The organism is Neobacillus rhizophilus (assembly GCF_018343535.1).
GTDB classification, from domain to species: Bacteria; Bacillota; Bacilli; order Bacillales; family Cytobacillaceae; genus Neobacillus; species Neobacillus rhizophilus.
On the sequence record NZ_JAGYPF010000003.1, the window covers coordinates 880,525 to 900,015 of the forward strand.

21 protein-coding genes and 1 pseudogene are annotated in these 19,491 nt (G+C 40.6%); 12 read left to right on the plus strand and 10 right to left on the minus strand.

The annotated features are described in order from the left end of the window. Positions 1-18 precede the first annotated feature (18 nt). Positions 19-171 (minus strand): hypothetical protein, encoded by a 153-nt coding sequence (locus tag KHA99_RS17755; protein ID WP_213118774.1) that lies wholly within the window; start codon positions 169-171, stop codon positions 19-21. 542 nt (positions 172-713) lie between these two features. Between KHA99_RS17755 and KHA99_RS17760 the strand changes: the two genes are divergently transcribed. Beyond that, a complete protein-coding gene (locus KHA99_RS17760; RefSeq protein WP_213118775.1) occupies positions 714-1,346 on the plus strand; it encodes an HNH endonuclease family protein in 633 nt (210 codons plus the stop codon). 87 nt (positions 1,347-1,433) lie between these two features. Further along, positions 1,434-1,676, plus strand: coding sequence for a hypothetical protein (locus KHA99_RS17765; RefSeq protein ID WP_213118776.1), 243 nt, complete (start codon positions 1,434-1,436; stop codon positions 1,674-1,676). 24 nt (positions 1,677-1,700) lie between these two features. Here KHA99_RS17765 and KHA99_RS17770 read toward each other — a convergent pair whose 3' ends face one another. Both KHA99_RS17770 and KHA99_RS17775 read right to left on the minus strand, forming a co-directional pair. Then, entirely contained in the window at positions 1,701-2,024 is a 324-nt protein-coding gene (locus KHA99_RS17770; protein WP_213118777.1) for a hypothetical protein, read from the minus strand. Between the two features lie 322 nt (positions 2,025-2,346). After that, positions 2,347-2,568: pseudogene (locus tag KHA99_RS17775) on the minus strand (helix-turn-helix transcriptional regulator); the annotation flags it as partial. 110 nt (positions 2,569-2,678) lie between these two features. Here KHA99_RS17775 and KHA99_RS17780 point away from each other — a divergent pair. From KHA99_RS17780 to KHA99_RS17805, 6 genes are all read left to right on the plus strand, one after another. After that, positions 2,679-3,158, plus strand: a complete 480-nt coding sequence (locus KHA99_RS17780) for a GyrI-like domain-containing protein (protein WP_213118778.1) — start codon at positions 2,679-2,681, stop codon at positions 3,156-3,158. Between the two features lie 14 nt (positions 3,159-3,172). Next, positions 3,173-3,637 (plus strand): DUF8821 family protein, encoded by a 465-nt coding sequence (locus KHA99_RS17785; protein WP_213118779.1) that lies wholly within the window; start codon positions 3,173-3,175, stop codon positions 3,635-3,637. An 82-nt stretch (positions 3,638-3,719) separates the two neighbouring features. Continuing rightward, positions 3,720-3,926, plus strand: a complete 207-nt coding sequence (locus KHA99_RS17790; protein ID WP_249366721.1) for a hypothetical protein — start codon at positions 3,720-3,722, stop codon at positions 3,924-3,926. 286 nt (positions 3,927-4,212) lie between these two features. After that, positions 4,213-4,437, plus strand: a complete 225-nt coding sequence (locus KHA99_RS17795; RefSeq protein WP_213118781.1) for a spore germination protein — start codon at positions 4,213-4,215, stop codon at positions 4,435-4,437. A gap of 86 nt (positions 4,438-4,523) precedes the next feature. Continuing rightward, complete coding sequence (locus tag KHA99_RS17800) at positions 4,524-4,748, plus strand: spore germination protein (protein WP_213118782.1); 225 nt, start codon at positions 4,524-4,526, stop codon at positions 4,746-4,748. A 221-nt stretch (positions 4,749-4,969) separates the two neighbouring features. Beyond that, the gene (locus KHA99_RS17805) at positions 4,970-5,143 is read left to right on the plus strand and encodes a spore germination protein (RefSeq protein ID WP_213118783.1); all 174 of its coding nucleotides are present in this window, start codon (positions 4,970-4,972) and stop codon (positions 5,141-5,143) included. A 387-nt stretch (positions 5,144-5,530) separates the two neighbouring features. Here the strand turns inward: KHA99_RS17805 and KHA99_RS17810 are convergent, their stop codons facing one another. The 4 genes from KHA99_RS17810 to KHA99_RS17825 all read right to left on the minus strand — a co-directional run bounded on the left by KHA99_RS17810 (position 5,531) and on the right by KHA99_RS17825 (position 10,094). Further along, positions 5,531-6,688 (minus strand): trans-sulfuration enzyme family protein, encoded by a 1,158-nt coding sequence (locus KHA99_RS17810; RefSeq protein ID WP_213118784.1) that lies wholly within the window; start codon positions 6,686-6,688, stop codon positions 5,531-5,533. A gap of 623 nt (positions 6,689-7,311) precedes the next feature. Further along, positions 7,312-8,058 (minus strand): twin-arginine translocase subunit TatC, encoded by a 747-nt coding sequence (gene tatC / locus KHA99_RS17815; protein ID WP_213118785.1) that lies wholly within the window; start codon positions 8,056-8,058, stop codon positions 7,312-7,314. 62 nt (positions 8,059-8,120) lie between these two features. After that, the gene (locus tag KHA99_RS17820; protein ID WP_213118786.1) at positions 8,121-8,300 is read right to left on the minus strand and encodes a twin-arginine translocase TatA/TatE family subunit; all 180 of its coding nucleotides are present in this window, start codon (positions 8,298-8,300) and stop codon (positions 8,121-8,123) included. Between the two features lie 66 nt (positions 8,301-8,366). Further along, positions 8,367-10,094 (minus strand): metallophosphoesterase family protein, encoded by a 1,728-nt coding sequence (locus KHA99_RS17825; protein ID WP_213118787.1) that lies wholly within the window; start codon positions 10,092-10,094, stop codon positions 8,367-8,369. A gap of 684 nt (positions 10,095-10,778) precedes the next feature. Between KHA99_RS17825 and KHA99_RS17830 the strand changes: the two genes are divergently transcribed. From KHA99_RS17830 to KHA99_RS17845, 4 genes are all read left to right on the plus strand, one after another. Further along, positions 10,779-11,462 (plus strand): response regulator transcription factor, encoded by a 684-nt coding sequence (locus KHA99_RS17830; protein ID WP_213118788.1) that lies wholly within the window; start codon positions 10,779-10,781, stop codon positions 11,460-11,462. Between the two features lies 1 nt (position 11,463). After that, a complete protein-coding gene (locus KHA99_RS17835; protein WP_213118789.1) occupies positions 11,464-12,468 on the plus strand; it encodes a sensor histidine kinase in 1,005 nt (334 codons plus the stop codon). Between the two features lie 383 nt (positions 12,469-12,851). Then, positions 12,852-13,532, plus strand: coding sequence for an ABC transporter ATP-binding protein (locus tag KHA99_RS17840; protein ID WP_213118790.1), 681 nt, complete (start codon positions 12,852-12,854; stop codon positions 13,530-13,532). Next, on the plus strand, positions 13,532-16,120 hold the full coding sequence (locus KHA99_RS17845) for an ABC transporter permease (protein ID WP_213118791.1): 2,589 nt from the start codon (positions 13,532-13,534) through the stop codon (positions 16,118-16,120). Before KHA99_RS17840 ends, KHA99_RS17845 begins: the two co-directional genes overlap by 1 nt. A gap of 139 nt (positions 16,121-16,259) precedes the next feature. Here the strand turns inward: KHA99_RS17845 and KHA99_RS17850 are convergent, their stop codons facing one another. From KHA99_RS17850 to KHA99_RS17860, 3 genes are read right to left on the minus strand one after another with little or no spacing between them, the layout of a single operon-like run. After that, a complete protein-coding gene (locus tag KHA99_RS17850) occupies positions 16,260-17,714 on the minus strand; it encodes a Na+/H+ antiporter NhaC family protein (RefSeq protein WP_213118792.1) in 1,455 nt (484 codons plus the stop codon). A 58-nt stretch (positions 17,715-17,772) separates the two neighbouring features. After that, a complete protein-coding gene (locus KHA99_RS17855; protein ID WP_213118793.1) occupies positions 17,773-18,819 on the minus strand; it encodes an aldo/keto reductase in 1,047 nt (348 codons plus the stop codon). Further along, complete coding sequence (locus KHA99_RS17860; RefSeq protein ID WP_213118794.1) at positions 18,819-19,163, minus strand: TIGR04076 family protein; 345 nt, start codon at positions 19,161-19,163, stop codon at positions 18,819-18,821. The genes KHA99_RS17855 and KHA99_RS17860 overlap by 1 nt, the downstream gene beginning before the upstream one ends. Positions 19,164-19,491 lie beyond the last annotated feature (328 nt).

Consider the following 19,491-nt stretch of genomic DNA (forward strand, 5'->3'; position numbering starts at 1 on the left):
TCTACTTTTCAAATACATTCATATATTTTCTTGATAGTTTTCTATTGAAAATAATGAAGAACCTACTTCTGCATTATCAAAAACAAATGTTGAAGTCATATAAACAGGGGAGATGTGTGAGCAATGCCCTGGATCTTTATTTACTTTTACCAGTTTTGATGAATAGTTCATGATTATTACGGCTCCTAATTTTAGTTAAATCTGAAACGCTACCGTTTTTATTTCTTCCTAATTAGAAGTATATGCAAAAGTTATGCCAACTCTGTAAGCCTTATTAAATCTACATTTTTAATTGTAAAATTCTTGATTTATTTTCATTTTTGCCATGCCTGTAAAGCATCAAAAGAGTGCCTGTCACTACCCGAATCTTATCGAGGAGAATTCGACAAAATGCGGGTAGCGACAGGCACTTGCCTTATTTCTTTGTAATTTTTAGATTATTTACAAATTTTTAACTTTAAGGAAAATCATTCATGTACTATCATTGCAAGTAGAGGAAAGTTCAATTTATTGCCTTTTTTCATTGAACACTACTTAACAATGATACAGATTACTCATTCTATGTTGCTTTTCACAAAGATGCCCTAAAACGAATGAATCGTTATCGTGCCCCATTTCGCTTTGGTTTCAATCTTTACCTTAGTATTAACATCGCATTCACTATTAATGAACATAGATGTTAATATAAAAAATTACATATAGGGGGTATCTCTATGTTGAAGAAATCGATGTTGTTTGTCTTGGGGTTGGTTATGGCGTTTGCTGTTTTTCAACTTGACTTGTCAACTGCCTCGGCGCAACCGCCCGGAACACCGTCCTTGTCCACCGCCCAATCCCAGCTGAACTCTCTGACCGTCAAATCCGAAGGATCCATGACCGGCTACACTCGCGACTTGTTCCCGCACTGGATCAGCCAAGGCGGTGGCTGCGACACCCGTCAGGTAGTGCTCAAGCGTGACGCCGACTACTACAGCGGAAATTGCCCTGTTACGTCTGGCAAGTGGTACAGTTACTACGACGGCGTCACCGTGTACTCACCGTCCGAAGTGGACATTGACCATATCGTCCCTTTAGCCGAGGCGTGGCGTTCCGGAGCCAGCAGCTGGACCACGCAAAAGCGTCAGGACTTCGCCAACGACCTCAACGGCACGCAGCTGATCGCAGTGACCGCCAGTATCAACCGTTCTAAGGGAGACCAGGATCCATCGACGTGGCAACCACCGCGTTCCGGCGCCCGCTGCGCGTACGCGAAGTGGTGGATCAACACCAAGTACCGTTGGGGCCTAAGCCTGCAGTCGTCGGAGAAGACCGCGCTGCAGAGCATGCTTAACACCTGTTCCTACTAAGTCGGTTATTGCTTCTTCAAGTACAATCAACCGACCGTTTGTAGTACTCGCAGCACAACTATCCAACCACAGAAGGGAGTTACTCGCATGGAAAAGAAGACGTCAATCTTCACCGCAACCCATGGTGTCATGACCAATGAGGTCGGTGTGATCAGCGGTGAGCTTGAATTGCGTACCACCTGCGATGACGACGGTACCCTCACGCTCGCTATCACATATGTTGGCGCCGAGGAGTGGTACACGCTTCCGGGTGAAGACTATCGCCTGCACGATCCGCGTGATCACGAGGTCGTCCACCGCATGCTCGTTACCGTTCTAGAGCGCTCTTGAGACGCTGACTTCACTTACTCCTAATCAAAAAGAGTGCCAGTCACGACTCGTATAATGTCGATAAGAAATCGACAAATTACGGGTTGTGACTGGCTCAGGGTTAAACCTCAAAGAAACAGTCTTTGAATAACCGGTTGGGCCATCATAATAGGCATAGGCAACATCCACCCCTGATTCCTCTTCGAGTATTTCTGCACTAAGCGTGATGGATTCGCCTTGAGTAGCACTTGTTCCGGATAACACTAAACTAGTTAGCTTTGGAGGTGTCACGTCACCCGCAGCCACTCCGTTGGAAACCGGTGTTAGTAATGAAAATAGTAGAATCAACGTTGTCAACTTAGCGAACAAACTTCTCCTTTTTCTAAAAAAAACCAATTCTCTCCCACACTTTCATTTGAAAATTATGTACCTCTTGATTTTACCTTATTTATCCAATTGTAGTACACAAAAAGTTCTTTATTTTTAATAATAATGTTCTTAACTAAGAATTGAATGACGAACTTTCTACTACATAGAAATGGAGAATAATAGAAAAGATCTAGCTGAATTTATCCTCCGAAACTTTTATAGCTATATACCATTAATAAAAGAAACCCTTCACACCAAACTAGTTTGAAGGGTTTCTTACTTGCTTCCTAGAATTTCAGAAACATTATATTGAATGGGACTTAGTAAAGCGTACAGTGGGCAAGACAGAGTTGTTCATGACAAAATACCCCCCATCCCTTCCGACTTCAGCAACAAGCGGCATCCCCATGGCTTCAATTTCTCTGATATCTCTAATCGCTGTCGACCGAGAGATATTAAATTCCTGCATGATTTCAGAAATGGTAAAGTGGGCGCGGTTGTTGATATACCGCATGATGGTATTAATCCGTCCAACTTTTTTCATCGGGGCCCCCTAAACAGTATCAATTTTTGACATGATTTAAGGCTATTATAAACTCATCAAGTGGAAAAACAAATCATTTGATCAATTTTAAAAAAAGGAAGGTTTTGAATATGGCAGATTATATCCTAGAAGAAAAAGACAGCTTTACCGTTTTAGGTTTTGGGACGGAGCTTGAGAGCCATTACACAGATTATGCAGGCATTACCAAGGAAAAGGCAGACTTTTGGGAGGCAGTCAAACAGGATGGAAGGCTTGACACGTTAAAAGAAGTAGCCGCAAATGACTACATTTTTGCTGTGAACGAAGCAGTCAATAACAAGATGATGCATTATGCTGGCGTCATAACAGAGACAACATTACCAGAAGCAACCAGAATAATCCAATTTCCTAAAGGCGACTACCTCGTTGTTAAAGGAGAAGCGAAAACAGCTGAAGAGTTGAGCAACAGGCTGACTGGCATAGCCTTTGGTCAAGTCTTGCCAGCAGCAACGAATTTTGCCTATGTGGGCGGTCCAAATACAACGGTTGAGATGGGGCAGCGAAACGGCCTCGTATTTGGTGAAATGTGGATTCCTGTTGTAAGGAAATAAAGGGAGGAATGGAAATGGCTTATACCGTTGATTTTAAAAATGTGTCTACCGATGGTTTAGAAGCTTCACCCGTAGCAGAAGCACTTGCCGGTTTACGTGCGAATGAAGCCCGATACTTTATGAACAAATACAAGCATGAATTTACGGTTGTACCAGCTAGCGAAAGTCAGGAGACTCTTGACTATGTGAACCAAATTTTGAAAAAAGAACGTGATCTTGAGTTTGCGGCCAAACCTTTAGAAACGTCGCGTTTTCAAGTGGAAAATATCGATTGGACCTACGTCTTTTACGAAGATGGTCTTTCCGTCAACGTCCTGTATACGGTTGATAACCCTAAAAAGCGTGCCGTTGGTTTTAAGCTTTCGGAGGGGATGGAGGTACCCAAGGAGTTGGAAGGGAAGTTTAAATTTGCAAGGCAGAAGTCTAAACTAGCTGGAACCATTCGGGGCTCTTTTTTTGTCATTAAAGGGGAATATTGAAGTAAGCAAAAGGAAATTTTGCTTATTTGAAACAATTGATATGCTGCACCGCCGCAGCAGACTTTACAAGGATTCCTCAAAAATGACACAGCAAGAACGATTTCTTCTAATGAAATATGATTTAAAGCTGCTCGAAAATGTAGAACGAATGGTGGAGCATATAGGAAAGGTCTATGATTTCTTTCTTTCCGCAGAACCGCTTGAAGAATGGTGGTGGCACTTGGATAAAGTTGCATCAGGTGAATTAGAAGTGGAAATCGGGTTGAGGCAGAAGGATAAAGTTTTATAATATTGCCTATATGGCAGTAACTACACTAAAAATACACTATGGAGAGGGGCTTCCCCTTTCCATAATTTATTTTTAGTCTCTAAACGGGGTGGCCGCCCTTTCACGTAACAAAGGAACTAGTCCTTATTCCGGAAAAGGTCCTTTAATCTAATACTTGTAGAAATATGGCCCATTAAGAGGTTCTTAGATTTCAAAAGAAAAAAGCCTAAAATAAAAAAGCACAAGAACTGGGATAAACGCATAGCATGCTAAAACAGGTTACTTAAATGAAAAGGATGCTGTCAAAATGCCTGCGATTATTGCTGGACCAATAATAATAAATAATATCACTGGAAATGGTGATGTCCAATTTGGTGATAGCTTGTTCAACTCACCAAAGGTTGCCTCTAAGACTCCTGCCGGTGCCGGGGGATTTAACACAGGAGTATTCATAGTAACAAATACCATTGCAAGTGCTACGAATTTTATTGACCCCAACGTAATTGACATGCCAGTGGTTGGAAATAATTAAAGCAATTAAACCGGTTATCACAATTTGTGATTAGGAATCCTTAAATTCCGGGAATATAACAAATATTGAAAAGGGTGGCGGCCAAAATGCCTGCAATTATTAATGGAGCAGTAACAATAGATAATATCGGTGGAGATGGTGATGTCCAATTTGGTGACCTCGTGTTTATCACACCAAAGACGGCATCTAAAACCGAAGGTGGTTCCGGAGTATTTAACACTGGGGGAGCAGTGATCACAAATACCGGCGCAAGTTTTACAAATTATATTGACCCCAGTGTAATCGATATGCCAATTAAGAGTAATAACTAAAGTGATAAAACCAGTTTTTTTCCCTTCGTGATTTCTTAAATTCCGGAAATAAAAAAAACCAAGGAATGAAGTGCGTAAAAAATGGCGGCAGCCTGCACAACATTCCTTGTTTTTTTCATGTGGGGTAGTCAAGCCCTACCGGGACACTAATGATCAAATTATCTGTACCATCATACCAGCTTTTACATATAATGATTTAAAGCAATTTAGGGGGAATCAACTTGATTGTTAACAAAAACGGCATTCATATTGGTACCATTTCAAGCGGGGTTGTAAACTTCGGCAGGACAGTTTTTAGTTCACCAAAAGCTGTGTCAAAAACAATTACTGGGGCTGGAGAAAGCAACACGGGGATAAAAGTTATAACTAATTCAGGTTTCAAAAAATATATTTAGACTGCAAGTTGATTTAAAAAGGCTGGAATAAACAGGACAAGCTTTTGCTTGCCCTGCCAGACTAACTTTTGGGATATTCATATTACAAGAGCGGGACTTCGTGCTTGTTTTACTATTTTGCGGATTTCTAACCACTTTCCCTCCAGGTCCTTCATATTCCCGTCCCCATCCCGTTAATACAGAGGACAATAGAACCAATAAAAACGGGGTCAGACCCTCAATCAGTAAAGATGTATCATCTTGATCATGAAGAGAGGTTTTCTGGTCGGGCTTCCATGATTAATTCTAAAGCCAATGGGTTTAACATTTTATTCCCCTCTTTATCTAGTTGGATTTTTCTAGATCATATTTACCCTTAACGCTTAATGAAATCCTTAAACGGCACGGTTATTGTAATGCCATTTCGAGATCCTTCCATATATCTTCTACATCTTCAATTCCAACCGAAAAACGAACGAGTCCATCATCGAGACCTGCTTTTTCTCTTTCTTCCTTAGGGATGATTGCATGTGTCATCGAAGCTGGATGTTGAATTAATGTACCTACATCCCCTAGGGAAACTGCTAAAGTGCTCAGTTTTACTGAATTCATAAGTTTAACCCCAGCCTCGTATCCCCCCTTCAAGACAAAAGAAATCATTGCTCCAGGACCTTTCATTTGTTTCTCCATGATTTTTTCATCTTCAAAACTAGCTAATCCTGGAAAGTAAACCTTTTCTATAGCCTTATGTTTTTCCAGGCGTTCCGCCAAAATTTGTGCATTTTCTTGTGAGCGATCCATGCGAATGTGCAATGTACGTATCCCTTGATAGAGAAGCCAGGCATCCATAGGGGACAAATTGGCTCCCATCGTCTTCTGCACTTCTTTTCGCATCGGTTCAATTATTTCCTTGCTGGAAATCACAAGTCCGCCAATAAGGTATCCATGACCCGACAAGTATTTTGTTGCACTGTGGACGACAATATCAACGCCACATTGAATAGGATTTTGTAAATATGGGGACAAAAACGTATTATCAACAACAGTCAAGATCCCCTTTTGCTTAGCGACCGCCGCTACACTCTTCATGTCCACTAAAGAAAGCGTAGGATTAGAAGGGGTTTCAAAGTAGACCACTTTTGTTCTATCTGTAATGTGTGGTTCAAGCTCTTCCCCTGTCTTAAATGGTACAAATGTTACATCAATGCCAAACTTTTTTACCGTTTTGGATAGAAACGCGTGTGTCGCCCCATACAACGCTGTGTGTGCAACAACGTGATCGCCAGCCTGCAAAACACCAAAAAGGCAACCCGTTATGGCAGCCATTCCGGATGAGAAAGCTAAACAACCTTCACCATATTCCAATTCCGCTACCTTCTCTTCCAGTTCTCTTACATTTGGATTACCCAGGCGTGAATACATAAATCCTGGATCTTCTCCTGCGAAACGTTGTGCTCCTACTTCTGCATTTTCAAAAACAAATGTTGAGGTCAAATAAACAGGGGAGATGTGTGAGCCATGCCCTGGATCTTTATTTACTTTTACTAATTTTGACGAATAGTTCATGAAATGACGCCTCCTAATTTTAGTTAATCTGAAATGCCGCGTTTTTATTTCTTCCTATTACCAGTATATGCAAAAGTTATGCCAACTCTGTAAACCTTATTAAATCTACATTTTTAATTGTAAAATTCTTGATTTATTTTCATTTTTGCGAAGGTGTACTGCAAAACAAAGGAATGATCGAACTTACCACTTTGGCAATATTGATAATATTTTTCCAAAGTTGGAAAGAGTTTTATACCCCTTCTATTGAAAAATGAAAAGGCCGATTTCGAATTAGAAATCGTCCTTAACAACATATTTATAAAACTACAACTTTTTATCTGGTTTAACTATTCTTGAGGCCATAACGGCTCCGAGTTTTATCTTTGCAAATATGACTAATTCTATCTATCATTAATTATATTAATCAATCTCGTGCCACCTCAGGCGATGAACGGCCAGTTAGTAGTTAGGGGAGTGATAAATAATGGGGGGGAAACTAACACTTTTACAGTCTGATGTAATAGTACCTGAACCAGTATGTGTTAAATTCTTACATACTTAATATATTGAAAGGCCGCGCTTGGATTTACTGTCCAAGCGCGTTTTTAACCTGTTAAGACGAGAAAAGTAGTCGATTTTCATTAAGACACTTGCTCTAATTCCATTTCGTTATCCGATTGCTGCTTAAGTTTCTTTCGATAGATAATTTTTGACAAGTTAATACTAATTTCGTATAAAACTATGAGAGGTACTGTCACTAATATATCTGATATGAAATCAGGCGGTGTAATCAAAACAGATGTTAGGACAATTAAAAAATACGATATCTTCCGCGCTTTCGAAAGAATCCTAGGGTTAATGATCCCAATAGAAGTTAGGAACATAACCACAAGTGGAATTTCGAACAAAAATCCAAACGGTAGTGTCAATTTAATCATGAATTTGAAATACTTTTCAGATGTAAATAGCGTTTCAAATTGCCCTTCAGACAAGGACAATAAAAATTTAAGAACTGTTGGATATACAACGAAATAACCGAAAGACAAACCAGCGATAAAAAGGATAAACAATCCTGGAATGTATGAAATCGTCGTTTTTCGTTCTTTTTCAGAGAGCGCTGGTTTTACAAATCTCCATGTTTGATAAGCGGCAATTGGAATGGTAAGAGCAATCGCGATCACACCTGAAATCATAAAGTATACCCAAAGAATTTCACTTGGCCCTAATACAGCCAATTTATGGTTAAGATCACGAATAAGCCATTTGTAAATATCCTGTACATATATGAATGATCCAACTAAAAAAATGATGAAAGCAATTAAAGTATAGATAATCCGTTTCCTAAGTTCCTCGAGGTGCTCTGTCAAAAGCATATTTTGAATAGGCATACAGTTTCTCCTTTCTGAAAAAATAAGAAGATGTAAGCTTACTACTTACATCTCCGTTGAATTTACTTTGCTTTCTCCTTTTCTTCCTTTTCGTCTGACATTAGATCCTTAGCAGAGTGTTTAAATTCTCTAAGTGTGTTACCGAAAGCACGTCCAATTTCAGGTAACTTAGATGGGCCGAATATGATTAAAGCAATGATAAGAATTAATATTAATCCTGGAACGCCGATATTTTGAAACATGGTGTCTCCTCCTTAATAAATGATTCTATTTTTATCAACAGCCAAATCTTATAGGAAGTTCATTTTTTAGTTTTCTTTACTACCAACGGTGAATGTTGCTGATGCAACAGCATCATAACCGCTGCCATAGAAATAAACCAATTTATACGTTGAACCTTCCTTGTATCTTCCTGGATATATATTATTCTTTGGATTGTAAGTAAATTTTAAGGTTCCATCTGTTACTTGAGTATACATCCACCATATTGACGCGATTGGCCCCGGTGTGTCATTTATTTCATATAAACCGATCCAATCACTTTTTGGATTTCTAGCATTTTTCACCGTAACTTCAACCGTATCTTCTACTCCATTTAAAACATTTTTAGATAAGCTAATCGTTACGTCTTCTACTACACCGTCCATCGTTTTTCCTAATACTTTTAAAGAGTTATTACTTACATTTTCGTATGCATCAAGAGCATGCACTTCAATCTCATATGTTGTGTTTGGCATCAATTCGTCAATTGGCAATGTTAATGGATTTGGTACAGGATCTTTATAGAACTCTGAGAAAGCAAGAAATTCTTTCGCTACTTCGTTTGTTTCAACATTTCTAGCTACTACTTTATAGTCATGTACAAGAAGATTGTCTTTAGCTTGAGTAAACATTATGACTAAACCGGTAGCAGTCGTTTTTTCATTCACAATGGAAAGCATCGCATCATTTGTAAAGAAAGGTGACTTTTTGTCTCTATCTTCTGTGTATTTAAAATTATGCTTATTAGCAGGATAGCTGATTTCGAATGGTTCACCTGTCCAGTCATCGTTATGAATATCACGGCGTTTAATAATTACTTTGTTATTATGAACCTCTACAATCAAAGCTTGATTAAGGATGCCGGCATCTTCAGGCACTTCTCCTTGGATTCTTCCGCTATCAAGCCACAAATAGGCACCCGTTGAAGTCCCAATAGAAGTAAAATCTTTTTGGTGTATGATTCTAGGGTCATCTAACGGATAGTGGGTATGACCAGAAAAAGAGATAACTTGTGGATATTCTTTCAACGTATCGTAAAAAAGATCTCTATTTTGATTGAAGCCCCATTCGCTTCCATAGATGGTCCCTTTAATTGGCTGATGGTGGAAGACAAAAATAGGTTTTTTCGGATCATCCTCATTTGCTATCCTTAACTGCTCTCCTAGCCACTCAATTTGTTTTACTGAGAAGGTACCCTCTGTGGTACCATCTTCAGTATAAAGAACAATAAAATGATAACCTTTAATTACCTTATGATAGTAAATAGATTCCATCCCCGTTTTTTCACAGAATCGTTTTTGAGCATTTGCTGCCGATAAGCCATTCCAATAGTCATGGTTTCCGATTGCAAACATAGAAACCGCTTGTGGCTGTTTTCTCACATTATAAGCAGACATAAACTTATCATATTCTGAGGCATTTCCATAATCCGTTAAATCTCCAACTACCACAAAAGCATCTTGCTTAGGAACAACTTTATTTAACTGTTCTAAAGTAGTAACAAATTTCTCCAAAGTGCCATTATTATTATAATTAATATGTACATCACTGATTACCGGAAAAACTAAATCTGGTTTATTGCCAAGTGAATTAAAAACAGAAGAGCTAGACGCTGCACTCACAGATAAACTAGTTAACGAGTTTACTAGAGTTAATCCTAAAGTCATTCCAGCAACTTTAGTTGTCCCCTCCAAAAAGGCCCGTCGATCTATCGCCTTATTTAAAAGATTATCGTGTAACGATTTTTCTCCTGCATGGTGTTTATCGTTTTTCATTAGTTTTCCCCTCTCAAATGATAGATTAGTTCAATTTCAAGAAACAGAGTACTTAATGATGGAGTATTAAATGGTAATAATGTACATCTTTATCAAACAAAGTACCTTTAAATCTTCTTACAGACGGACTATAATTTTCCCTAAGTTAGAATCGGTCGTGTTTCCCACATTAATAGGGGAAGAAATGATAATTGATGCACACCTCCAAATGGAACAAAATATAACATTTTCACACAATTTTCCTCTTGCACAAATTAATAATACTGAAAAAATATTGATTTACTGTAAATAACATGTAATTTATTGTATTTTTATCGTTAATAGCACGAAATGAAAATCAGAACACTTTATTAGATCCATTAGGTAATCCGGTTCCCGATGCATCCCTAGATAGTTTTACTTCAACAATAGGAGATCTAACCGGATCGAACGGAGAGCCTGTAAGCGATTTAGTATCAGATGCGAACGGAAAGATCATAATTGGGTATTTTTTCCTTATCTTTGATATCAGAATACTGAGAAATCAACGGAGTTAAATAATTACTTACCATATTTTAAAAAGTAATATCCGTAAATAAGTTCACATAACATTAATCCTCTGCCTCCTGGAACATGCCGCTTTTTTGACGGAAACACGCTCTTCCAATAAGATAAAAGAATAACCATAATGTTAGGATGGACAGTATGAAAATATTATTAGTCGAGGATGATCGCACCATCGCTTCTGGACTGGAGTTTTCCTTAAAACAAGAGGACTTCGAAACCGTGCTTTGTCCTAATGCCGCTTCCGCAACAGACATCATTCAGAACCACATCGAAGAAATCGATTTATGTTTATTTGACCTGAATTTACCGGATGGGAGCGGTTATGACTTATGTGAGCTCGTGAAAAAACATCGCGATATCCCGGTCATCTTTTTAACCGCTTATGATGATGAAGTGAATGTTGTCATGGGTCTGGATATGGGAGCGGATGATTATATTACCAAACCATTTCGAATCCGTGAACTAGTTTCCAGAATGAAAACGGTCCTCCGCCGTTACCATCGTCAGCCCCAGCCGAAAAACACCATTGACATCGAGTCAATTCAAATTAACACCCTAGAAGGAAAAGTATATAAACAGGGAAAAGAAATCTTGTTGACAGCCTTAGAATATCGGCTCTTCCTTATTTTCGCGAATCACATTGGACAGGTCCTCACCAGAGCCCAGCTGCTCGACCGCATTTGGGATGTTGCCGGTGATTTTGTCAATGACAACACCTTGACCGTCTATATTAAGAGATTGCGAGAAAAGTTAGAAGACGATCCGCAGAACCCAACGCTGATTAAAACAGTAAGAGGCATGGGCTATAAGGTCGGTGAGTGAGTTGCTTCGCAATCGAGAAGTTCAAATACTCCTAGGCATTCTGCTGTTGATTAGTGTGATAGGCTTTAGTTTGACAGCCATTTTCGTTTCCATGCCCGCGGCATTTTTGGTACTCGCCGTATCGGTCTTACTGATTAGCTGTACGCTGATTTTCACCAAATGGCGGTATAAAGAAATCGATAAACTTTCTGGATATCTGCAGCAAATCAGCAATGGCCACTTTCAGTTGGACGTCCGTGATAACTATGAAGGTGAGTTGAGCATATTAAAAAGTCAAATTTATAAAGTGACCACCAAGCTATCTGAACAAGGGGCAGTTTTACAGGAGGACAAAGCGAAATTGACCAATGCGATTTCCGACATCTCTCACCAATTAAAAACCCCTCTCACTTCGATGATGGTCATGGGTGATTTGTTATGTGATAAACGGTTGGATGATACCAAGCGGGCAGAATTCACCCGGAATTTCCAAGTTCAGCTGGAACGTATGGAATGGCTTGTTTCCTCCTTATTAAAGCTTTCAAAAATCGATGCCGGTACGATTTCGTTTAAAAAGGAAAAGGTCTTAGTTGCTCCACTCATACAAAAAGCAGTCGAGCCGCTATTGATTCCAATGGATATAAAAATGCAGACTTTATCCGTCACAAGTGATGAGCAGGCAAGCTTTATCGGTGATTTCAACTGGACTGCAGAAGCGCTTATTAATATTATTAAAAACTGTGTCGAGCACACATCCGAAGGCGGCGAAATCAACATTTCTTTTTCGGAAAATGCCCTTTTCACTGAAATTACGATTTCTGACAACGGGAAAGGAATTGCTAAGGAAGATCTCCCTTACATTTTCAAACGGTTTTACAAAGGCAAAAATGCGAGTGACGATAGTGTCGGGATAGGCTTGGCGATGGCGCACAGTATCGTAACAAGCCAGCAAGGTGATATTGTCGTAAAAAGCAACAAGGGCGTTGGGACCACGTTTCAGATGAAATTTTACAAGCAGGTGATTTAATATCGTTCTCGGGCGCTTTCTTATTAATGACGTATGAATTGGCATACGTCTTTTTTTTGGGGATCTGGCAGTTGATAAATAGGCGGAGAAATTTCGCTTAATCAGTATTTATTATTAAAAATGGCCAAAATAGACGGAGAAATTTCGCTTATTGGCTCGAAAAACTTGAAAATAGGGGATTTTTCTTTGCATAAGCGGAAAACATCCGCTTATATACCCCGAAACGAGCTTCATTTTGCACTTAACCGGAAAATCTCCGCTTATCTTACTTTTGCTGGCCCCCCTTCCCTCCCAAAGTGAATAAATTGTCACTTAAGAGTCACTTTAAAGTCATACTGACTCGATATACTAACCTCAGACAATGAAGGTATGGGGGTTTTTTCATGAATATAGTAGAAGTTAAAAATCTATCAAAGGTGTATGGCAAAGGCGAAACGGCCGTTAAAGCGCTTGATGATGTGTCCTTTTCCGTAAAAAAGGGGGAGTTTGTTTGCATTATCGGCCCATCTGGCTCGGGGAAATCGACGCTGCTTCATTTGCTTGGCGGTGTTGACCGGCCAACGAGCGGAAAGGTGCTCATTGATCAAACTGATATTTATGACTTGAATGAAACACAGCTGGCCATTTTTAGACGCCGGCAGATTGGCTTGATTTATCAATTTTATAATTTAATTCCGATCTTGACCGTTGAGGAAAATATGACGCTGCCCATGCTGTTAGATGAACAAAAAGTGGACTCTAATCAGTTTAACAAGATTGTTACCATTTTAGGTTTGAACGACCGGCTCTCCCACTTGCCCAACCAGCTTTCAGGCGGCCAGCAGCAGCGTGTCTCGATTGGACGAGCGCTCATCAGCAATCCAGCGATTATGCTTGCCGACGAGCCGACGGGAAATCTCGATAGTAAAAATAGTGAAGAAATCATGGAATTGCTCAAACTGTTTAATAAAACCTACAATCAAACCTTGATTGTCATCACCCATGATGAGCGCATCGCCCTTCAAGCTGACCGGATCATTTCGATTGAGGATGGCAAGGTCGCCAAGGATGAGGTGATCCGGTAATGAATATTATCAACAAAGTGACCATCAGGCACTTAAAGGAGAACAAACGCCGCTCACTCGTGACGGTCATCGGCGTTATTATTTCGGTGGCGATGATCACCGCAGTGGCAACACTTGGGTTTTCTTTTTTAGACTTATTGATTCGGCAGGAAATTGCCCAAAATGGCGAGTGGCATGTTCAATATAAGGACGTCAGTTTAAACCAATTAAAAGAAATTGAAAAAGACAGTGACACCAAAACCGTTGCCCTTTCTAGCACCGGCTATGCAGCCCTAGAAGAATCACACAATGAATACAAACCGTATTTATTTTTTAAAAACTATAATAAGATCGGCATGGAGCAATTCCCAATAAAGGTCAGCGCAGGCAGACTTCCTCAAAATGAACACGAGATTGCGATTTCAGAAGCAATCAGAAGCAACGCCAAGGTCAATTACAAAATCGGGGACAAACTCACGGTTGACATTGGGGAGCGATTTCATAAATTAGAAGGAACCACGCTAGCTCAAAAAACCCCCTTCCAACGGGATGGTGACAAGGTACTCGAAGAACTGAAACCCACCCAAACCAGAGAATTAACCATTGTTGGAACAATTACTCCCCCTTCCTGGGAACCGGCTTGGTCACCAGGTTACACGGTCATTGGCTATGTGGACGAAACGTCGTTTAGTAAAAATCAGTCTGTTGACGCCAATGTTGTATTGACGAAAGTAAAAGGTTCCCTTTTTGACCATGCAAAAACTTTAGCCAAAAAGCATGGAATTAAAAAGGTGAATTTTAATAGTGAGTTGCTCCGCTACTATGGAATCACGAATAATGATTCCTTGCGGATGACGCTGTTTTCACTATCCGGCATTATTATGGGCGTGATTATTATTGGCTCCGTGGCCTTGATTTATAATGCGTTCGGTATTAGTGTTTCCGAGCGGGCCAGACATTTAGGCATGCTTTCAAGCGTTGGTGCCACGAAAAAGCAAAAACGGAATTCGGTCTTTTTTGAAGGAGCGGTCATTGGTGCCATCAGTATCCCGATTGGGATTCTTGCCGGTCTCGTGGGGATTGGAGTCACTTTTGTGTTTATCAATACCTTTATCCACGATGCACTCAATGTTTCTGAAAAGCTGGAGTTAGTGGTCACGCCGGCTTCGATTCTTATTGCCTGTGGCATTTCGATTCTGACGATCTTTATTTCAACCTATATCCCTGCGCAGAAAGCCTCCAAGATTTCAGCTATTGACGCGATCCGCCAAACTCAGGATATTAAGCTTTCGGGGAAAACGGTGAAAACATCAAAGCTTGTCCGAAAAATCTTCGGGCTGGAGGCCGAAATCGGATTAAAGAATGTCAAACGCAATAAAAAGCGATACTTGGCCACCGTGTTTTCGTTAGTGATTAGTATTGTCCTATTTTTATCGGTGAGTTATTTCACCGACAACCTGAAAAAATCATTGGAAATGACGCAAGATGAGCTAAAGTACGATATTCAACTTTCCGGCAGTGAATTAGAGAAGGAAGAGTTAGCATCGTTTACGAAGCTCGATTACGTTACGAAATCCACCATCATGGAGGTAGCGCAAGTTGAAACACTGATTAAAACGGAAGACCTTCCAGCACTATTGAAAAAACAAATCCAAGAGAACGATGCAGCTCTTGAGGATGGAAAATACCCTTATTATGTTGTACTAAATGGATTAGATCAAGAAAGTTTTAATGAATATGCGGAAAGTATCGGTGTGAGTGCTGGGGATTTTACACGACAAGACACGCCAACTGCGATTGTCGTTGACCAAATTTCTTACCAGGACCCTGCAACCGGAAAATTTATCGAATCAAAGTCGATTGAGTCAAAAGTTGGCAGTAAGATTGACTTATTGGCCCTCCCGCCTGGGGATTATGAAGAAGAACAACCAAAACGGGAGTTTGTGAGCACTATTGAAATTGGTGCCCTTACCAACCAAGTTCCTGTGGGCGTCCATTCGGCTTCACTAGGCGGGGTTAATCTGGTTGTTCCTGAAACAACAATAGAGCAATTAGGTATTGACCCTAAGCAAGTGTACTCCTATGTATATTTAAATAGTTCTGACCCAATGGCTACACAAGCAGCCATTGAAGACATGAACAATACAAGCATCCATGTATACAATGTATATCAGCGGCGCCAGCAGGATGAACAAATGATTATGCTTATGTCGGTCTTTACCTATGGGTTCATCACCCTGATTTCCTTCATCTCGATTGCTAATATCTTCAACACTATCTCAACAAGCATTTCGCTTCGGAAACGTGAATTTGCAATGCTGCGTTCCGTTGGCATGACACCGAAAGGATTTAATAAGATGATTCATTATGAGAGTATCTTTTATGGGGTGAAGGCCTTGTCCTATGGACTGCCCCTTAGTGTACTTATCATGTTTGGGATACATCGCTCCCTCGGCAACACCTTTGAATATGGGTTTAGCCTGCCGTGGATGAATATCCTATTTGTGATCGTCGTCATTTTCTTGATTGTCGGGTCAGCGATGCTGTATTCGATTTCCAAAATAAGAAAAGAGAACATCATCGATGGCTTGAAACAGGAGAATATTTAAGAAAAACACGCGGTTAGCTCTGCTAATCGCGTGTTTATATTTTATGAAAGGAAAGGTGTGGAAGTCCACTTATACTTTTTTGAAGAAATGAGCCGCCCTCTTTTTTATTACCACATTGTGCGCTGTTGGGTTTCACCCTCTACATTGCAGCGCTTTGGTTTGCATTTTCTTTAGAATTTCTAACCACTTTCCCACCATGCCCTTCATATTCCCGGCCCAATCCCGTTAATACAGAGGACAGTAGAACTAAGAACAGGACCATGCAATAGATCATGCCGCTGCTGACTTGTGTTAGTGATAGCGGCGCAACAAAATCATACCCTTTTGAAAGCAATGCACCGATGAATACAAACACACTTAAAAAAGGAATAACTAGCACGATCGCGTTCGCAAAACCATCCAGCAGGTAGGCACGACGGTATGGATGCAGACCAACACGTTTGCCAATCTCATTCTGTACTTTTCCAAACGTCGTCATCGAGGCACTGGTGACGCCGCCGAAGATTAAAGTTGTAAACGAAATGCCTAACATCATGGCGATCTCGGCACCGCGGACCGTCTTGCCCATTTTACTGTTAAGGATGCCGTTGGTGACTTTTTCAAGCACTCCCGCACCGTTAAGGACACCCATAATGCCGTAGACCGAAATAACCAACGTGACGGTTGCCATCATGCTGCTGATCCCGCCCGTTAGGAATCCTCTTGGGGCCCCATCCTTAACAGATATCACATTGTCGAAAGTTAAGAGATTAAATGCTAGACCTGTTATCGTCCCTAAAATGATACCGATTGTAATCGCTATATAGATATTGCGAGTTTTGATGGCTGCAATTAACATGACGACTACCGGAACCAGCATCACCAGTGTGGTCGGATTCATGTTTTTCGTAAGAATTTCCGAAGCGCCATCACCTACCGTGCCGCCGCCCCCGAAGATCCAGAACAGAACAAAAGAGATAGAACCTGCGACTAAGGAATACTTCAGCCGGCTGGCAACACAGCCGCCCACATCAGCAAAACCTTCTTTTTTTGTGTATGCTTGCGTTCCTGCAGAGATGATGGTGGTATCTGATATTGGCGCTAGGTTATCGCCAAAAATAGAAGCACTGACGATTGCGCCGGCAAGAACGGCAGGGTCGCCTCCCAACAATACTCCTGCCGGGTAGAAAATAGGGAAGCAGGTAAACATCGTCCCGATCGATGACCCAGTAGCAGTAGAAATGACACAAACGGCTAAGAAGGTAAACGCCGTGAATAATCCCCCATCCACGCCCAGCAAGTCGGCAAGCCATACGAAACCTGATGAAATGTTCGTGCTTTTGATCAACTCCGAGAACATCCCGATGACAAACAGCAGGATGGCAATCGGAACGGCTTCCTTTACGCCGTCATAGACTGAATCCCAGAAGCGATCGTAGTTACCTTTTTTCACAAACATGGCACCGACCATCAGTGCGACGAAAGCGCCCATTGCGAGAGCGTACATTTCAAACGCTTTAAAGACGATAAAATACAATACGCAAAAAAACAGAAAGATCGCGACTGGAATAAACGCAGTACCCCATCCACCCCTAAATTCAAGTCTCTGATTCATATCTAAACTCCCTCTCCTCTACTAAACTCTCTATTCTAGACTAAACATACTCTCTCACTTATTCTTCGTTTAAATTCATCTTCATAATATTGCGATATTTTGAACCAATCGTACGCTCTAACTCAAAAGGTTCACCATCTAAGATTGGATAGTGGTCTAAGAATTGTTTGATTTCTTCGATATCGGAGTGATCCAGTTCGAACGTAAATATTTGCGCATTGGACTCCACATGCCGGCTATTTCTCACTCCAATAATAGATGCCCCGACTCCTTGTTGACTTAATATATATTTTGTAGCAATCTGAGAAGCCTTGACAGAATACTTTTTAGCGATTCTTTGCAGCATTAACAATAATTCCTGATAGCCATCCCAACCCAAGGTATCCTCAATCACCTGAAAATATTTAACATGTGAGCGTGTTTCAGGTTGAATAGTAGTTTGGCCAATCCATTTTTCCGCTAACAACCCTCCTGATAATGTACCGTAGCACAGCAAGGAAATTCCTTTGCTTTTACAATACTCTAGTAATTCTTTTTCTGGACGTCTGTCAAAAACCGAGTATTGATTTTGACATGACACAATAGGAATACCAGCATCAACAAGCTCGCTCAAATGCTTCGTATCAAAGTTCGTAACAGCAATATTACGGATCTTTCCTTTTTCTTTCAGTTTCAACAGATCTCCCGCTGTCTCAACAAAGCCAGGCACATCGTAATCCCACCAATGAAACTGCACTAGATCCAAGACTTCTCGTTTCTGACGTTGGAGGCTTCGGTCAATTATTTTTTCTGTGTAGTTGTAATCGACCTCACTGAGCAAATTGATATCCGGTACGTACTTGGTATGGATTTGAATATCATGCGGTGAAAGGGTGCTCCCAGATTTTATTTCCGTTAAAAATTCACCTAAGAATTCTTCTGTACCCGTATAGATATCTGCACAATCAAATGTTGTAAATCCTCTTTCAGCAAGCATATGGAAGGCCTTCATGGCATCTTGCATATCTAATTTTGTTTGTAAGCTATGGCCTTCCGATAGCTGCCAACAGCCGTTGATCACTCTGCTGATCGTATAATCTTTTGCTAATTCAAATCGTTCTGCCATTATGGTTGATCTCCTTTATGTATAGGTTCTATTGTGCATTCAGCATGACTAAATTCTTTCGTTCCGATGCGAGTTATTTTAAATCTTGCCCCACAGTTTGGGTCTGGACAGGCTATTAAACTATCAGACAACATCCAGTCATTCGCGTGTAATGGCCGCTGCTTTGCCGGCAGTAATGGCAAAATAGCGCTTAAAGCATACATGGAAAATGAATTCGTTTCTGGGAAGATTAGGTCTTCCCCAATCACTAAGAAATAGTCACCTTCCTTATGCCTGCATACCATTGGTTGATCAGTACCGACAACCTCTACTTTTAAGTTAAATAGCGTAAATTTATCATCCATTGGCACCTGCTCCTTTCAACACTTGCGGCTGTATAAGTTCTTAAAAAAATAAAAAACACCTGTCCTTAAATTATTAAATAATAATTCAAGGACAAGTGTTAGCCTGCGGTACCACCTTGTTTGGTATGTATCAACCATACCCACTCTGTTGAGTGCTCTCACACCCTTAGCCCTGTAACGCTGGCTCCTGCGTCTTAGCTACTAAAAAAAATCTCGTTCACTTCGCCCTCGGAGGCCCATTTGCTGTGACTGCATCTGTCCGGCTTCCACCATCCCGGATTCGCTGAGAGACCGTTTAACAGTTTTACTCCCTCGTCTTAGGTTTATA